This is a genomic window from Candidatus Odyssella thessalonicensis L13, assembly GCF_000190415.1.
In the GTDB taxonomy this organism is placed as follows: Bacteria; Pseudomonadota; Alphaproteobacteria; order Paracaedibacterales; family Paracaedibacteraceae; genus Paracaedibacter; species Paracaedibacter thessalonicensis.
This window is the reverse complement of record NZ_AEWF01000001.1, coordinates 483,904-499,957: the sequence shown is the minus strand read 5'-3', so window position 1 is coordinate 499,957 and position 16,054 is coordinate 483,904. Positions and strand designations below refer to the sequence as shown.

Genomic DNA, 16,054 nt, shown 5'->3' with positions numbered 1-16,054 from the left:
ATAAAAAGGCATCCCTAAAGAAATAATTGTTACTTGTTTGTATACCTGGAAGAAAGGTCACTTAATGGGCTCAGCGTGCTTTTCTTCTTCTCTGAAAAGAAAGAATTAATCTCTCATCTTCCTCATCTTCGCTTTTAATAGAAATTGTGACTATAGATTAAGATCAGTTAGGAAAGGACCCGGTTGACGTCGACTTAAGAGGTAGCAATAAGAAAAAGCCCTGCTTACGTAAAGGCAGAGCTTAATCTCACTACTTTTACGCTCTAAGAAGAAGAGGTGAGGGAGTGCCTATCCTATCAGTTTTTTGAAGATACTGCTGTTTAAAGCTAATAAAGTTAAGCGCAATAGGACTCTTTTAATCTACCTACTTCTCTCTGAAGTATTAATTAATTCATTGAAATAAATAGACTATATAGAATTTAGTCCCCCTATAACTTTGCAAGGTTTTAGTATTAAATAAGGTGAACTTGCAAAAAAGCTGCCTTCAAAAATCTTTTTCTGTTTGTTGGGAAGGCGCAGAACCGCTTCAAGCCTTACAAACTCAACATAAATTGGAGAAAAGTACACTGAGCGCAGTAAAGGACTTTTCTCGAGGAACTTTTCTTCAGAATCGACTACCTAACCTATACTTACTGGCATCTTTAAAGAGGCCAGCTGAGCTGCTGGGGCGGCGGTCTGCATATCGGTATCACACTGGCTCTTAACTTGCTGGAACTGGGCCAATTCTTTAGGATTTAAGCGGATCGCCGGTAACTGCTTGACCGATAAAGGATTTACCTGTTGGCCATTACAGATGACTTCATAGTGCAGATGGGGGCCAGTAGAGCGACCAGTGGTGCCAACGGAGCCAATATTTTGACGCTGACGCACTCTTTGGCCGACTTTAACGTTGATTCTGCTGAGATGAGCGTAAGCTGTCGAGTACTGATTGTTGTGCTTAATTAAGACATAATTCCCATAGGCTCCATTCCAGCCGGCCTTTATTACTACGCCTTCGCCAGCTGAAGCAACGGGGGTGCCAATCGGGGCGCCAAAATCAATGCCTTTGTGCATTTTCGAAAAGCCAAGAATAGGATGGGTACGCCGACCAAAACGAGACGTAATCCGCATTTTTGTAGGATCTAGCGGTGTGGCGAGCAAACCTTTGATGACGCTTTCGCCTTTATCATTATAAAAACCTGCGCCACTGGCGGTTTTAAAGGCGTAGATTTTTCTCCAGTTCCCTTGGGGGGCAAAAGCAGCAAATTTCAGGTCGCCTGTCTTGATAATATTCCCAGCTTCATCTTCAAAGACCTCAAATAATATTTTGAATTCATCGCCGGACTGCGGATCATGCTGCCAGTTAATATCATAGCTTAAGGCAGAGATTGCGTCTTTTACGATACTCGCAGGAACACCCCGCTTAAGAGCCGCAGAATAAAAGCTTGAATTAATGTGGCCTTCAACTTTGCAGAGCCTTTTTAAAAGCTTGACCTCGAATTTTTGCGCTGTAAATTGATCATTATCATATTTTAATTCGATAGAATTGCCAGCTGAAGTTTTAAAGTTGAGTGTCTTCAACTTGGCTGACTCTGTTCCCTCGGCAGCGTTATATTCTATAGAAAGCTCTTGTCCTTGCTTTAAAGCTTTTGGATTGTAAACCTTTCTTAGTTCAGAAACCGCATGGGCTGCATGTTTTCTGTCAAATCCTAAGTTTGTTAACACCGTCATCAGGTTTTCGTTCTTACCGAGAGAAAAGGTCGTTTTGCGTTCTCGCGATACTGGCTCGGTTAAAGCTATGGGTGAAGCGTTAATGATGACGCTACCAGAAGAATTATTGGAGATAGGTTGGGTATTTGCTTCTGACGGCAGCACCTTGCTAGGATCGCTGGAGTCTGAAAGGTAACTATGAAAAGCAATGGAGGAGGCCAGAAAGATTGTTGAGATAGCAATAATATTAGTTTTATTTAGGCCAGCCAATTGTTCCTCCTATACAGACTTACATAAAAAACAGAATAATATATTAACAAAGGATTAACATATTAAATACTGCCAGAACCATAATATGGTTGTCAATAAAGGTTAGATAAGAGAATTTATGATGATTTTTCCTGTGGGCGTTTTATCGTTTGATTCCCTAGAGAAAGGCTTAAGGAGAAGGGCTATAAGGGGCTAAGATTACCTTAGCGGAAGCGCTGATGAGTTAATTAACCAATAAAGTTGGTTGTTGGCGCATTAAGGCGCACCATTAAAAGGATCCGCGCCACTTTGTAATTTTACCATACGAGCTAAACAATATAAAAGCAAGCATCTTTTATTTCTGTTTTACTCATACTATTCTTTAACAGCTTAAGGTCCTGCAAAATGGTAATAAAAGTTTACTGGTAAATTTCGGGGGCTAAGGAGATGAGCTTAAAAACTCTATGGAATAATAATGTTTACAATCTGAGCTGTAAAAGGCAATCACCAATCACTGCAAATTCTAACTATTGATAAGCTATATAGAAGCGATAATAAGGCAGAAATTGTAAGCAAATAAAGAATATTTCCTGTTGGAGATCTTTAAAAAGATACATATATGTATATGAATTAGAAATAATACAGAAATGTAATTTAATAGAGAGGTTGATTTTATGAAGTATGGTTTTAGCATCTTTAACTTTGTTACCTTATGTCTGCCCACCTTATTGGGCGCTATGGAAGCTCAAGAGTTTTTTGAGAGAGAAGGAAATATAAGGGGTGAGCCCTCCTGTAGCCTTGAAGATTTACCTAATGAGCTTTTAGAAAATATCGTAAGTTTTCTAGGGCAGAATGTTACAGATTTGGCTAATCTTAGCCTTATGTGTCAAGGGCTTAGAAAAATTTCTCAGGAAAAGCTTGAGCTTTTGTCTTGCACCTTTAAGGAAAGATTAGCTAAGGACAATAAGGTATTACCCTTTAATTTATTAGAGGATAAAGCATTTATGGGTTCTTTTCACTTGGCATCTAAGGTATCTGTTTCTTTCAGCTTGTCTTTACCGCTATTTGAAGATTCGACTTGTTTCAGCTCATATCATTTTTCTCCGGTCTTCTCTATTTTTGATGGAGGACGTTATAAGGTTACCTCCGTTAAACAATTGGAGAAATTCCAAGGGCCTCAATTAGATGAAGCTTCCTTCTTCCAGATTAATGAGGGAATTAAAAAGCTAGAAGAATGGAAGATCCCTAATTTAGAACGTTTCAAATTTAGATTCCAGCAAACTGTTAAACTAAGAAGGCATATAAGAATGATTGAGACACTAGAAAAGATCTACGATCTTACTTTAACGGAGGTAAAGGAATTAAAAGTTTCTAATTATTTTAGGCAATTAGAAAGTAAAAAGAAAAAGTCGAGAGTCTCTTATAAGATGCCCCTGGGAATAGAATTTAGGCCCAGCTCAAATGAGCCTCAAATTAATTTTAGACCTTTTTGAGACCTTAATACAAATAGTAACAATAATCAGAAGTTGATTTATGGACTGGCAATTTAGGAGGAGGCGGTGCGGGCACCTGAGAAAATTGTTAAAGCATCTAATTTTTAGAAGCTGAGGTTTCTTAATAGAGGTGGTTTTATGTATTTTAAAGTTTCCCTCTTTCCGTTTTCAGAGGCTTACCCCTCTTGAAAACGGAAGCTAGGCAAATTGTTTGGCTGCAGCCGAGGCGGGAAGAGGGTGGTTAATTGGTTCAGGTTTACCAAATAGATATCCTTGTCCTACCTGGGCATTAATTTTAATGGCTCTATTTAGGTGAGTATTGTTTTCAATACCTTCGCACACAATATCAATATTAATCTCTTTGGCAAGATTGGCTAAGGTTGCCAGAATGAGGGTAGAATTAGGGTGATCAGATTGAATAAGGCTTTTGTCAATCTTGATCTCATCAACTTCTAACTCGACTAAGGTCTTTAAGGAATTATAACCGGTGCCAAAGTCATCTAAGGAAATTCGGATGCCTTCACGGCGGAGCATGTTGATGCTGCCAGCTATAATGTTATAGTTTTCGACCTTTAAAGATTCCGTCAGTTCCAAAGTGATAAGGTGACTGGGAACCTTATGGTATCGCAATATGGCAATTATTTGGTTAACATAGGGGATTGTCATACTTGCCGGAGAAATATTAATCGCAATGGGAAGCGGGGAGTCAGATTGCGATAAAAATGTGGCAATCTGTGAAATTAACCAAGAGGTTAAATGGTTGATCAATTTTCTTTCCTCCGCAATGCGGATCCACTGATTAGCAGGAATTAACCCATACCTCGGATGATTCCAACGCAATAAAGCTTCATAGCCAATTACTTGAAAGGTTTTTAAACATACCTTAGGCTGCAGCGTAATGGCTAATTGATTCGTTAAAATCGCTAGCCTTAATTCTTGTGATGTGAAATTTCTAATCATCATTTAATAACTAAAAAATTTAGCTCAACTTTTATGTAAATAACTTATGATCTTATAAAACATTAAAGAAGAAATTTTCAAGATAAAATTTTATGATATTTCACGTGGCTGTGAAAAGTCATGCATTATAAGGAGTACAGAAAATTTGTGAAGGTAAAAAATATATAATTTGGAAAAATTAGCTGACAGCTCCGGAAGTTAAATTCAAGAAAATTAATGTTTACAAGGAATTATTTTTCCAAAAAAACTCTTCCCTTTGATAAAAAAATTTGTTATCTTTTATATATGTTTTGGGGTGTAGCCAAGTGGTAAGGCAGCGGGTTTTGGTCCCGCCATTCCTGGGTTCGAATCCTAGCACCCCAGCCACCTAAATCTTCTCTCAGTATTAAGATATTTCTCACTCAAGCCAGTTCTGATCCGCATCAGCTTTAATTGCTTTAAATATAGGCAGTGTTAAAATTTCAAGAATTTGCCAACTGCGCCGGAAATCTTGTCTTGTTTATTGTTGTTATCAGCAGGTGCGTCAGCATCACCGCCTTCTTGATCGCTATCTGCTGGAGGGGTGGCTTGCTTTTTCTTGGTGATCTTATTAAGTAGATTGCCAATTCCTTCTTTCCCGCCGATAGCTGATAATAAATTCTTTTTCTTATTATCGGGCTGGGCAGGCTGCTGTGTCTCTGCTTGGGATGCCGCATCTGCTGGTTGAGGCTCTGCCGCAGCTGGCTTGGACGAGTCATCATCTTGTTTTTTTGAGTCGTCTGCAGAGGAATCTGACGAGGCTTGCTCAGGGGGAGTTGAAGTGCTGTCTGGTGCCGCCGCAGGGGATGCTGGCGCCCCACTAGGCTGAGGGGCAGGTGCTGACGCAGCTGGTTTGGAGGCAGGTTTTTTCTTCCCCTTTGCTTTACGTTTTACGGGGTTCTTCTTTACTTTTTTTTAGGTTCATCACAATCTTCTTCTCCCCCTTCCTTGTCCTCGACAATTGCCGGTAGCTTCCCATCGTATTGTGCTCCTTTATCAACCCCAGCATTCGCTAATCCCCCTAGGGGGGTGGCCACATCATCATTAGTGGCAGGGGCAGGAGCAGGTGGAGGAGCGGGAGGCGGCGGGGGTGGTGCTGGTTGAGGCTGTACCGTTGGGCACATTGTGGGAGCCTGGGGCGCTTGAACAAAAGCGTTAGTTTTTACTTGAGTCACTGCTGACTCTGGCGGATAGCCATTATAAAGGAAGTCCAAGCATGCTAAAGCAAGTTCAGTGCGATCATTGTCAGGAATCATTTGAACGGCGGGAGGCGTGCAAAAGGTATTGAAGAATAGACGCTTGTCATCCCTTAAGGCTTTACGGCCCTCACGAAGTTGGATCGCAATATGTTGTGCTGTGGTTTCCGCAGGTTTCTGCTTATCTGGACGGGCGTTGTAAACCATGGTCTGCGGATTCATTTTGTAACGTTTCGCGCCGCCACTCAGGCAATGGGAGCCGCGGAACTCGGCAATATCGCTGCAAATTGTCGCACACACCGAGAGAAAGTTCTTTGAGCTTTTGCACCCTTCACCAAAATTCTTTCGGCACACTCCGCCTTCATCACATAAGCTTTTCTTATTACCTTCCAGGAGGGCATTTTGCAACTGACGAACGTAATCCATCCCTTTTAACTTTTGTTGATGGCTGCCGCCTTGCGGATTTGCAGCATTGGGCCCTGCGCCTGGAGCGGAAGCCGCGTAGGCTGAGCTGCCGGCATTATTTAAATCATTGCCATCATCATTTATGCCGCTGGGATCGTTTGGATCTCCATAATCTCCACCATCCATGCCAACGGGCGGCCTTGAGGTTGGTCCCCCTCTTTGAGGCATGTTAGAGGGCGGAGAATTATTACCAGCGGGCGGTTGAAGATTATCCATATCATCTGGACCATCTATTCCCCCGCCATTATCACTGCCCTGATCGAATCCATCGCCATTCCCAAATCCTCCGCCCCCCATGCCTTGAGCGTTTCCAACATTTCCAGGCCCAAACTGAGCCGCACTTAAGGGACAGGAGCTAAGGATTACTGTGATAAATAATGCGAATACCTTATTCATGGTCTGGATCCTTTTCCATTTTCTATCACAATTTTAAAGTGTTTCACCTTAAAAGATGGTTAATTTAACTAAAAATCTTGGATAATTACCGAGGGACCTGGTTTGCTGTCAGCGGGGGAGATTAATTTTAAACATATCTCGCCTTGCTTAGGTTCGTTATAAAAGAGGGGATGACCGATATACAGCAAGCATTAAACTGCTTAACCATTTAGTATGGTTTAAGGCTTGCATCGGATAGAGTCGAACGTGATAAAATGAGTTAAAAGCCATGCTCAAGGTCATCTAAGCAAGCTTGCATTGGGATATAATTGAGTCAGAAAAATAATGTTGGATTATGTATTAATTGACCGAACAAAAGTTATGGTGGTAGCAATATAGCCGGTGTTTTACTTATTAAAGCTCTTATAATGAGAAGCATTATTTTGCTGCGTTAAAGGAATAGCTAAATGAGATTTTCTAACGTCCTTGCCCCTTTAAGCTTGATTCTTGCTTTAAGTAATTGTACTCAACTTCCGTCTGAAGACCTCTCTTCAAGGAAAGTTATAATCAATGATTTTCTCTAGTGGCATAATACTATTTTGAGAGATAAGATGAGAACCATCACCCTTGCTGATATAGAAAAGTTTTTTGCTAAAGATGCGCTCTTGATTGTAAATGATAAGACCATCGCCAACAACACTCAAGAGTTTTTCGAAACGTATGAGAGGATGGATGCCTCAAAAACAAGAACCTTCTTTATTTTACCCGTCACTGAGGAAATTATTAAAGATGATCTTGCCATCTTGCGATGCAACGCAGAACTAATTAAGGCTGATGATAAAAAAGGAGATCATAAGATTTCTGGTTATCTTCAGTTTAACAATGAAAATAGAATCATTAAATTTGTTGAGGTATTTCATTAATTCTGAGGCACTATCAATATTTAGTTTCAGACGTCTTACCAAAGACTCGGATGGGAGAGAATCCGCATCAATAAATTCAAACCTCAGACGGGCATAGTGAGGAAGATGCAATAATGATGATTATTAAACGATTCATCCCAACAGTTGGGCTTGCTCATCAGCTTATTATCGAGCAATTCCCTGAATATGCCCATTTGCCTGTAAGTGAAGTTGAAAAGCAAGGTCATGATAACCGTACCTATAGGCTTGGGGATAATATGCTTATCCGCATGCCGACAGCAGAGAGCTATGCGCTAAAAGTTCCTAAGGAACAAGAGCTATTAACCAAGTTAGCGCAACACCTGAGTATTAGCATCCCAGCTCCCCTTAGGATGGGAACTCCTTCCACAAGCTATCCTTATCCATTTTCCCTTTATAAATGGTTGCCTGGGAAAAGTATCAACCTTTTGACATTAAGTGAGAGGGAGAAGGAGCTGATTGCCTTTGACTTAGCCATCTTTTTAAAGGAACTTCAGGTCATCACAGATATTCCAGGACCAGCACCTGGCCAGCATAACTGCTGGCGCGGTGACCACTTGAGTGTTTACGATAAAGACGCCCGTGAACAGATAGCAAAGCTAAGAGGAATTATAGATAGTAATAAAGCTCTTAATTTATGGGAACGAGCTTGCGCTACGCAATGGAACAATCCGCCGGTATGGATTCATGGGGATCTTACCATCGGAAATATACTCATGAATAATGGCAAACTCTCTGCGATCATTGATTTTGGGGGCATCGCTATTGGTGATCCTGCCGGCGATCTTGTAATTGCTTGGACTTATTTAGCGGGGAAAGCACGTGAGATTTTCATAAAGGAGATGGGATTGGATGCAAATACTTGGCTTCGAGCTCGGGCGTGGGCTTTATGGAAAGCAACCTTTGAATTGTGCCAGATAGAGGACCAGAATAGCCCTGACGCTTTATTGCAAGCAACCATAATTTTAAATCTCTTAAATGAGAATGAAACATGAAGCTAAACTGCGCCATTTCTCACTTAGGCTAATTTCGAGAGCCTTTTCAAAATAGGGCAATGCTTCTCTGTTATCACGCTGAGCACTATAAAGATTACCTAACCCAATATAAGCCTGAGTCTTTCTTAAACTTTGATGTATGGCAGCCAAAGAGGGCGCACTGGTTTACCAAATAAGGCAATAAAATTGCTAAGAAGCTCCATTAATTACAGGTAATAGGGTCGGCGCAGATTTTATAAAAATAAATAGACAGGCCGTGACTTGAAATATTACTTGAAAATATTAAAACAGTGACCATCTATCAGGCAAGAGATAAAAGTGTAAGCTCTACGAAAATAGGTTAAATAATCTTGAAAGTAAATTCCTTTAAACTACTGTTTCTTGTCAGCATCTTAAAAACCAATCTGATGTATGCAATGGAACAGCCAGTTGAAAGTATGTCTTCCTCTTCGGGAAATAGCCAGGCCGTAGTCCTTAGATCAAAGCGATTGGGGCGCCATAATAGCTTTAAGAATGTAAGCCAAGAGTACCCTTTTCTGGGCACCTATACTGATAGGAATAAAAAGACAGAGCAAATAGTCGACTTTGAACTTCTTCTTTCACTTCCAGAAATTCATAGCAAAGCAACAGGTAAAGGAGTAAGCGTTGGAATTCTGGAATCTGGTATTGATTGGAATCATGATTTATTTGGAGCAGATGGTGCGAAGCTGAACTTCTTAAAGGTGGGGAAGGATTTCTCGCATGGTACCGCAGTAACAAGTGTAATTCATGCAGTAGCCCCAGCCTCAGAGCTTCGTTTTCAAGATCGAAGGCTCTCTTTGAGTGGTCAATATGAGATCTTAAATGTTTCAAGCGGGTTTCTCGCGAGTAAATCTAAGCAAAAGGATTCTGATTGGGATACTTATCATATGGCTTATGATTCTTATGCCCAAGAAGTTAAAAAACTTGCCCTAAAAGGCATCTTAATTGTTAAGTCGGCTGGTAATAGGGGGACAGAAGTTTCTTTAGGCTTACAGCGTTTCATTGAAGAAGAGACGCAAGGTAGAATGATTGCTATTGGTAATCTAGATTACAGTCAGGGCTATGAACAATTAGCCAGCAGTAGTAATTATTCTTTGCCTTCCTTTGATCGTTTTATATGTACCCCAGGAAGTCAGATCTTGGTCGGTATACCAGGCTCAAGGCGAGAGGCCCACACTGGAACTTCCTTTTCAGCCCCCATTGTTTCTGGGGCTCTAGCCTTATTAATGGAGGCTTTTCCAGCTTGGCGATATACGCCTGAGAAGTATATTGATATACTTTTACGCTCAGCGCGAAAGAATGATAAGTTAGGCTTCAAGATTGGTCGCGGTGTTCTGGATATTAAGGCTGCCTTTAAGGAAGCAGAGATAGAACAATTCTTAGAAAGCATTAATAATTACCTAAGGCAAAATAAGAATTTTAGACAGCAAGAGTTAGATGATCTTAAAGCGAGAAGTTTGCAAGATAATAAGATTGATCTACGGGTGGCTGAAAATCTATTTGATTTAGAAAATCTTATTTCCTTGTTTATTATTCGCGGTTATTCCAAATCCTTAGAAAAGATCTTAAGTTTTGAGCCGGCTGTGGTAAATAACCCTGTCAAAGATCTCCGCCAGAACTCTCTGCTTAATTCCTTAGAGGCATCATTCTTATTGTCTCCTCTTGAGCTGGCGATTCAGACAGGTCAAAGTACAATTGTTGAATTGTTGCTTGCCCATAATGCTAATCCAGAAATTTCTGATAAGGGATTGCTTTTTGCCCTAGCAAAACTGCAAAAATTTGCACCCCTTACAAAAAAGCTATTCAAGCAAAGTCTTAAGCAAACAGAGTTTGTATCTGAAACAGATAGATATGGACGCACCTTGCTCATGGTGGCTGTCTACTTCGGCGCACCCTGGTCTATTGTAAAACTCCTTAAGCAAAAATGCTCTTCTTTTGCGCTAGACAATTGGGGACAAACAGCGATTGACTGGGCTATTATGGGGCAATATCCAAAAATTGATAAATTGCTTGAGTATGTCAAACCTAATCAGACAAATTTTACCAAAGGAGGCTTAACCTATCTCCATTTAGCTGCAGCAACAGATAATGCTCAGATAATTCAATTGCTTCTTGATAAAGGAGCAGCTATTGATGCAAAGGAGATGTTTGATCTTCAAACACCATTACATATAGCTGCGATACAGGATGCCCGGCAAGCACTACAATTATTACTCAAGAATGGTGCTGAAATTGATCAACGGGATAAAGATGGCGATACCGCTCTTCATATTCTGGCTGAAAGAAACCAGCCTGCCTCCATTGAAATGCTGCTAGACTATGGGGCTGAGGTTAACCCTCCCAACTCTCATGAACAAACCCCTGTATTTAATGTTGCAGTAGCAAATTCACTGCAAACGCTTACAAGGCTAGTTGCGAAAGGTGCTAATATTCATCATCGAGATGCGAAAGGAAATACGGCTCTTTTCAGAGCGTGTACGGAAAATGCAACAAGAGTTATAAAAAGGCTACTTGATATAGGTGCCAATATTAATGATGAGAATTTTATAAAGCAAACACCATTGCATATGGCTGCTGGTTATAATGCGGTCGACGCGGTTGAACTTTTGATTGCTAATGGGGCACAAGTGGATGCAAGAGATACCTCTGGATGGATGCCGTTGAGTATAGCAATTATGAAAAATGCAGAAAGTGCCGTAGAAATTCTTCTTGAGAAAACCAAAGATGTTGATGCAAAAGATAATTATGGTCAAACACCCTTAATGATCGCAGCCTATAATAATTCTGAATTTATTGTTAAATTATTATTGGAGCGAAATGCCCGAATTGATGCTGCAAATGAAGATGGATTGACCCCTCTACTCTGTGCTGTTATTAACAATAACCTACAAATTGCTGAGATGTTAATTGCCAAAGGAGCAGATATTAACCATCAAGATAATTATGGTCAAACACCACTATTTATTGCAGCAGAGAAAGACGCTTATCAGATTGGTGAGTTGTTAATAACACGAGGAGCAAATGTTAACCACAGAAACAGCAACGGGGTAGCGCCACTAATGGCGGCAGCCTATCATGATTCTAAATTTTTGGTTGAGCTATTAATTAAACGAAATGCTCAAATTGATGCTACCAATGAGAAGGGATTTACCGCTTTGTTCGCTGCTGCTATTAACAATAACATAAAAAGTGCTGAGTTATTAATAGCGGGAGGAGCGAATATTAATCAACAAGATAAGGATGGTCAAACACCGCTATTTAAAGCGGTAGAGAATAAAGCTTACGAGCTCATTGTATTGTTAGTAGAATGGGGATCAGATATTAATCATCGCGATAAACAGGGAAGAAATATCATAGATATTGCTCGCTCACTCAACTTTGATTCAATTGCAGCGTTGCTGGAACGAAAATTGATGGCTAAAGAGGAAACTTTCTCTCCTACTTCTATCTAGAAAGATAAGTTCTAGAATCTTTAAGGAGGAAGGGTATAGGGTTTTAGCGCTTATTCAAGCGCTATCTCATTTATGCGGACAAGTTCTGGGCAACCTCTAAGGCAAAATAGCTTAATATGCCATGGGCCCCCGCGCGCTTAAATGCAATCAATGATTCTAATACGGTCCGTTCTTCTTCCAGCCAGCCATTTTGAGCTGCAGCTTTAATCATCGCGTATTCGCCGCTGACTTGATAGGCCAGGAGGGGGATGTTAAACTGTGCTGCTGCGCGTTGCATTACATCAAGGTAGGGCATGCCGGGCTTGATGATAATCATATCGGCCCCTTCTTGAATGTCTTGAGCAATTTCACGCATAGCTTCATCACTGTTAGCGGGATTCATTTGATAGGTCTTTTTATCTTTTAGGCCGCTCAGCTGCTGAACGCCGACGGCTTGCCGGAAAGGGCCGTAAAAGCTAGAGGCATATTTAACTGCATAACTGATGAGAAGACAGTCCGCATAGTCCCGATCATCTAGATAGTGGCGCAACGCCAGGATGCGACCATCCATCATATCAGACGGCGCTAAAGCGTCTGCACCCGCTTTAGCTTGAATATAAGCTTGCTGCTGGAGAATCTCAATGGTGGCTTCGTTATCCACCCGTCCATTAATAATAACACCGTCATGGCCGTGATCTGTGTAAGGATCCAGGGCCACGTCAGTAATAACACCAATATTCAAATTAAGAGATTTAATAGTTTGAATGGCTCGACAAATTAAATTGTCTGGATTTAAAGCCTCACTGCCGTCGGGACATCTTAATTCGACAGGCGTGGTCGGGAAGAGGGCGAGGGCGGGAATCCCTGCGTCGGCGGCCTGGTGGACCACGTCAATCAATTCATCTAAGGTTAATCGCAGAACACCCGGCATGCTCGGGATATGCGGCGACGTTTCAGGCTCGCGCACAAAGATGGGCAAAATAAGGTCACTGGGGGTTAAATCATTCTCTGAGCATAAATCTCGCATCCAAGCAGATTGGCGTAAGCGTCTTAAGCGGGTATTGGGAAATGCTCCTATGACCATAAATTCACCCTTTTGTTTTTGATTAACAGTGGTTAAGCTAATCCTATATAATTTTATCTAATTATGCACCATGGATTTTTATCTCAATTCAGAACAATCACAAATTAAGGCAATGGCAGAAGCCTTTGCTGCTGAGCATCTTCAACCTTTTGCAGCCGAATGGGATGCTAAAGAGTTTTTCCCTGTCGCCACCCTGCGTCAGGCAGCCACCTTAGGGTTTGCGGGCCTATTTATTGGGGAAGAATTCGGTGGTTGTAATCTAACCCGCTTAGACGGAGCTCTCATCTTTGAAGCCTTAGCCCAAGGCTGTGTTGCTAGCTCAGCTTACCTTTCCATTCATAATATGGTCGGAGGCATGATTCAGCGTTTTGGGACTAAGGAGCAGCAACAGCGATGGCTGCCTAAGCTTTCCTCCCTGCAGTGGTTATCCAGTTATTGCTTAACTGAGCCTGCCAGTGGTTCTGACGCGGCATCCTTAAAAACCAAAGCGGAACGAGATGGCGACTGTTATGTGCTCAACGGCGCAAAGGCTTTCATTTCTGGGGGCGGAGTCAGTGATCTCTATCTGGTAATGGTACGCACGGGTGACGCCGGGGCCAAGGGCGTTTCCGCTGTCATTGTTGAAAAGGGAACACCCGGTCTTAGTTTTGGGAAAAAGGAAGAAAAAATGGGGTGGCGTTCCCAGCCAACCTGTGTTGTCAATTTTGATGACTGCCGCATCCCCATTAGCAACCGCTTAGGCAATGAAGGCGATGGCTTCAAAATTGCCATGACCGGGCTAGATGGGGGCCGCATCAATATTGCTGCTTGCTCTTTAGGAGGAGCACAGCGGGCCCTGGATCTTGCCAAAGCTTATATTAAAGAACGACGCCAGTTTGGGCAGAAATTAGCCGACTTCCAAGCCTTGCAATTTAAAATTGCTGATATGGAGACGGAATTATCGGCCGCTCGTCTCATGGTCTATCGAGCTGGATTTATGCTAAGTCAAAAAGATCCCGAGGCAACCCTTTACTGTGCCATGGCTAAGCGTTTTGCGACGGATGTCGGATTTAAGGTGGTAAATGAAGCGTTACAGCTTCACGGCGGATATGGGTATATTCGTGAGTATCAGGTTGAGCGTTTAGTGCGTGATTTACGGGTGCACCAGATCTTGGAGGGGACCAATGAAATTATGCGGCATATTATCGCTCGTAAAGTATTAGACTAAATAAAGGAAAGAACATGGAAGCTGTAGCACGACTAGAAGATATAGAATCAGAAGTTCTTATCTCCACTCAAGGAAACGCCGGTATTATTACCTTGAACCGCCCCAAAGCGTTGAACTCATTGAACTTAACAATGATTCGCGAGATTCATAAGGCCCTGAAACAGTGGCAGCAGGATGACGCTATTGCTTGTGTCATTGTAGAAGGAGTAGGGGAGAAGGCTTTTTGTGCTGGCGGTGATATCCGCTCTGTCTATCAAGCCCGCTTAGAAGGAAATAGAGACTATAATGATGCTATTTTCCGTGAGGAGTATCAGCTTAACTATTATATCAGCCAGTATCCTAAGCCGTATATTTCTTTAATTGACGGAATTTGTATGGGGGGTGGTTTAGGAATCTCAGCTCATGGTTCTCATCGTATTGTCACAGAGCGCACAGTTATGGCGATGCCGGAAACAACGATTGGTTTTTTCCCTGACGTCGGAGCCAGCTACTTTTTGAACCAATGCCCGGGTTATATAGGAATGTTTTTGGCCATCACCGGTGAGAAAATTAGCGGTGAAGATGCTATTTATTGTGGCATTGCCACCCATTATCTGTCGTCCACTAAAATGGCAGACCTGCGCTTAGCATTAACCCAGGCACAATCAACTGTTGAGATTGATGCCATTCTTACCTCTGTCAATGAGGTGGCGGCTATTGCGACTTTATCGACACATCAGCAATTAATTGATGACATCTTTGGCCAGAGCTCGCTCCATGAAATTCTTGCAAAGCTATATCAAAGTGAAAATGCCAAAGCTTATGAATGGGCGCGCAATCTGAGCAAGAAGTGCCCCTTAAGTATGGCTATCACTTTTACTCTTTTACAGAATAATAAAGGGTTATCATTAAAACAGTGCTTACCCGTTGAATTTCGCTTAAGCCAAAGCTTTGTCGACAATTATAATTTTTTTGAAGGGATTCGAGCGCTCTTGATCGATAAGGATAACGAGCCAAAGTGGCAGCCGAGCCACATTAGCCAAGTCGACGATATTGAAGTCAAGGCTTATTTCAAGGAGCTAGGCGCAAAAGAGCTAATTCTTATCTAAGAAAGTCACGAGGCCTAGGATAATCTTAAAAAGATAGAGGATGGGGTGATAACGCACAATCTGCGTCAATAAGCCCCCTAATTTACGTGAAGAATGACTAGAAATTCACCCCAGCTATGGGGTATGGTATGACAATGATGTGGAATATCCAAACAGATGATCAGGAGTCAATATCATGTCGTATGAACAGTTTTTTCAAAAGTTTATGGCTGAAAAAGTTCCTGTAGCCCAAGCTATGAATATCGAAATTGTTGAAGCTTCGGAACAGGGTATAACCCTGAAGGCACCTTTATCAGCGAATATCAATGATAAAGGTGTTGCTTTTGGAGGAAGTTTATTTAGCATAGCCTCCTTATGCAGTTGGGCTGTTGTTGACTCTTTGTTAAAGCGCCATAATCAGGAAGCGATTGTTTTCATCCATACAAGTCAGACACGATTTTCAACTCCGGTTGTTTCTGATTTTAAGGTTTCCTGTTTAGCCCCCACCGGTAAAGATCTTGACATGTTCTTAAAAACTTTTAATCGCAAAGGCAAGGCTCGTCTAACGTTGGCGGCCACTGTGTATGAGGAAGAAGCCTTAGCATTTGAATCAGTTTCCGAGTTTGTCGCCGTTCGTAAATAAATCCTGAAAAGAGGAGAACTATTTCCACAGTAGTCTTCTCCCTCAGGTCTTAGAATAAATGTCTTCAGCTTGTGAAGACAAGCCCTTACTCACCCTACAGCCCTTAAAGCTCCTCTAAGTCCGCGAGAAGGGTGATCAGGTAACGCAGTTACTGGTTGATGGGGTTAAGGGGAAAAATTAGGCTATCAGCATGGCTATACTAGAGTTACAGATGCGAGGG

Annotated in this window: 12 protein-coding genes and 1 tRNA gene; 8 read left to right on the top strand and 5 right to left on the bottom strand. The window is 41.8% G+C overall.

What is annotated here, in order from left to right; all coding sequences use genetic code 11:
• Positions 1-618: 618 nt before the first annotated feature.
• Positions 619-1,959, bottom strand: a complete 1,341-nt coding sequence (locus tag HMO_RS13500) for a M23 family metallopeptidase (RefSeq protein ID WP_010298304.1) — start codon at positions 1,957-1,959, stop codon at positions 619-621.
• A 653-nt stretch (positions 1,960-2,612) separates the two neighbouring features.
• On the opposite strand from HMO_RS13500, the gene HMO_RS0102425 reads away from it, so the two are divergent.
• Complete coding sequence (locus tag HMO_RS0102425; RefSeq protein ID WP_010298302.1) at positions 2,613-3,431, top strand: F-box protein; 819 nt, start codon at positions 2,613-2,615, stop codon at positions 3,429-3,431.
• A gap of 198 nt (positions 3,432-3,629) precedes the next feature.
• On the opposite strand, the gene HMO_RS0102420 is transcribed toward HMO_RS0102425, so the two are convergent.
• The gene (locus HMO_RS0102420) at positions 3,630-4,394 is read right to left on the bottom strand and encodes an EAL domain-containing protein (RefSeq protein ID WP_033444409.1); all 765 of its coding nucleotides are present in this window, start codon (positions 4,392-4,394) and stop codon (positions 3,630-3,632) included.
• A gap of 288 nt (positions 4,395-4,682) precedes the next feature.
• On the opposite strand from HMO_RS0102420, the gene HMO_RS0102415 reads away from it, so the two are divergent.
• Positions 4,683-4,757 (top strand) — tRNA-Gln (locus HMO_RS0102415).
• Positions 4,758-5,314: 557 nt separating this feature from the next.
• On the opposite strand, the gene HMO_RS0102405 is transcribed toward HMO_RS0102415, so the two are convergent.
• Positions 5,315-6,466, bottom strand: a complete 1,152-nt coding sequence (locus tag HMO_RS0102405) for a hypothetical protein (RefSeq protein ID WP_010298294.1) — start codon at positions 6,464-6,466, stop codon at positions 5,315-5,317.
• Positions 6,467-7,056: 590 nt separating this feature from the next.
• Between HMO_RS0102405 and HMO_RS0102395 the strand changes: the two genes are divergently transcribed.
• Both HMO_RS0102395 and HMO_RS0102390 read left to right on the top strand, forming a co-directional pair.
• Complete coding sequence (locus HMO_RS0102395; protein WP_010298288.1) at positions 7,057-7,368, top strand: hypothetical protein; 312 nt, start codon at positions 7,057-7,059, stop codon at positions 7,366-7,368.
• A gap of 113 nt (positions 7,369-7,481) precedes the next feature.
• Positions 7,482-8,381, top strand: a complete 900-nt coding sequence (locus HMO_RS0102390) for an aminoglycoside phosphotransferase family protein (protein WP_010298285.1) — start codon at positions 7,482-7,484, stop codon at positions 8,379-8,381.
• On the opposite strand, the gene HMO_RS17620 is transcribed toward HMO_RS0102390, so the two are convergent.
• On the bottom strand, positions 8,361-8,531 hold the full coding sequence (locus HMO_RS17620; RefSeq protein WP_083821222.1) for a tetratricopeptide repeat protein: 171 nt from the start codon (positions 8,529-8,531) through the stop codon (positions 8,361-8,363). The two genes, HMO_RS0102390 and HMO_RS17620, sit on opposite strands and share 21 nt — an antisense overlap.
• Positions 8,532-8,731: 200 nt before the next feature.
• Between HMO_RS17620 and HMO_RS0102380 the strand changes: the two genes are divergently transcribed.
• Entirely contained in the window at positions 8,732-11,854 is a 3,123-nt protein-coding gene (locus HMO_RS0102380; RefSeq protein WP_029448226.1) for an ankyrin repeat domain-containing protein, read from the top strand.
• Between the two features lie 70 nt (positions 11,855-11,924).
• Here HMO_RS0102380 and hemB read toward each other — a convergent pair whose 3' ends face one another.
• Positions 11,925-12,917: a porphobilinogen synthase gene (gene hemB, locus HMO_RS0102375; RefSeq protein WP_010298280.1), complete on the bottom strand. Its 993-nt coding sequence runs from the start codon at positions 12,915-12,917 to the stop codon at positions 11,925-11,927.
• A gap of 70 nt (positions 12,918-12,987) precedes the next feature.
• Here hemB and HMO_RS0102370 point away from each other — a divergent pair, with 70 nt between their 5' ends.
• The 3 genes from HMO_RS0102370 (at position 12,988) to HMO_RS15380 (ending at position 15,834) form a co-directional block, all read left to right on the top strand.
• On the top strand, positions 12,988-14,124 hold the full coding sequence (locus tag HMO_RS0102370) for an acyl-CoA dehydrogenase family protein (RefSeq protein ID WP_010298277.1): 1,137 nt from the start codon (positions 12,988-12,990) through the stop codon (positions 14,122-14,124).
• Between the two features lie 14 nt (positions 14,125-14,138).
• A complete protein-coding gene (locus tag HMO_RS0102365) occupies positions 14,139-15,212 on the top strand; it encodes an enoyl-CoA hydratase/isomerase family protein (RefSeq protein ID WP_010298274.1) in 1,074 nt (357 codons plus the stop codon).
• Positions 15,213-15,387: 175 nt separating this feature from the next.
• Positions 15,388-15,834 carry a YiiD C-terminal domain-containing protein gene (locus HMO_RS15380; protein WP_010298269.1) on the top strand — a complete coding sequence of 149 codons (447 nt, stop codon included), beginning with the start codon at positions 15,388-15,390 and terminating at the stop codon, positions 15,832-15,834.
• Positions 15,835-16,054 lie beyond the last annotated feature (220 nt).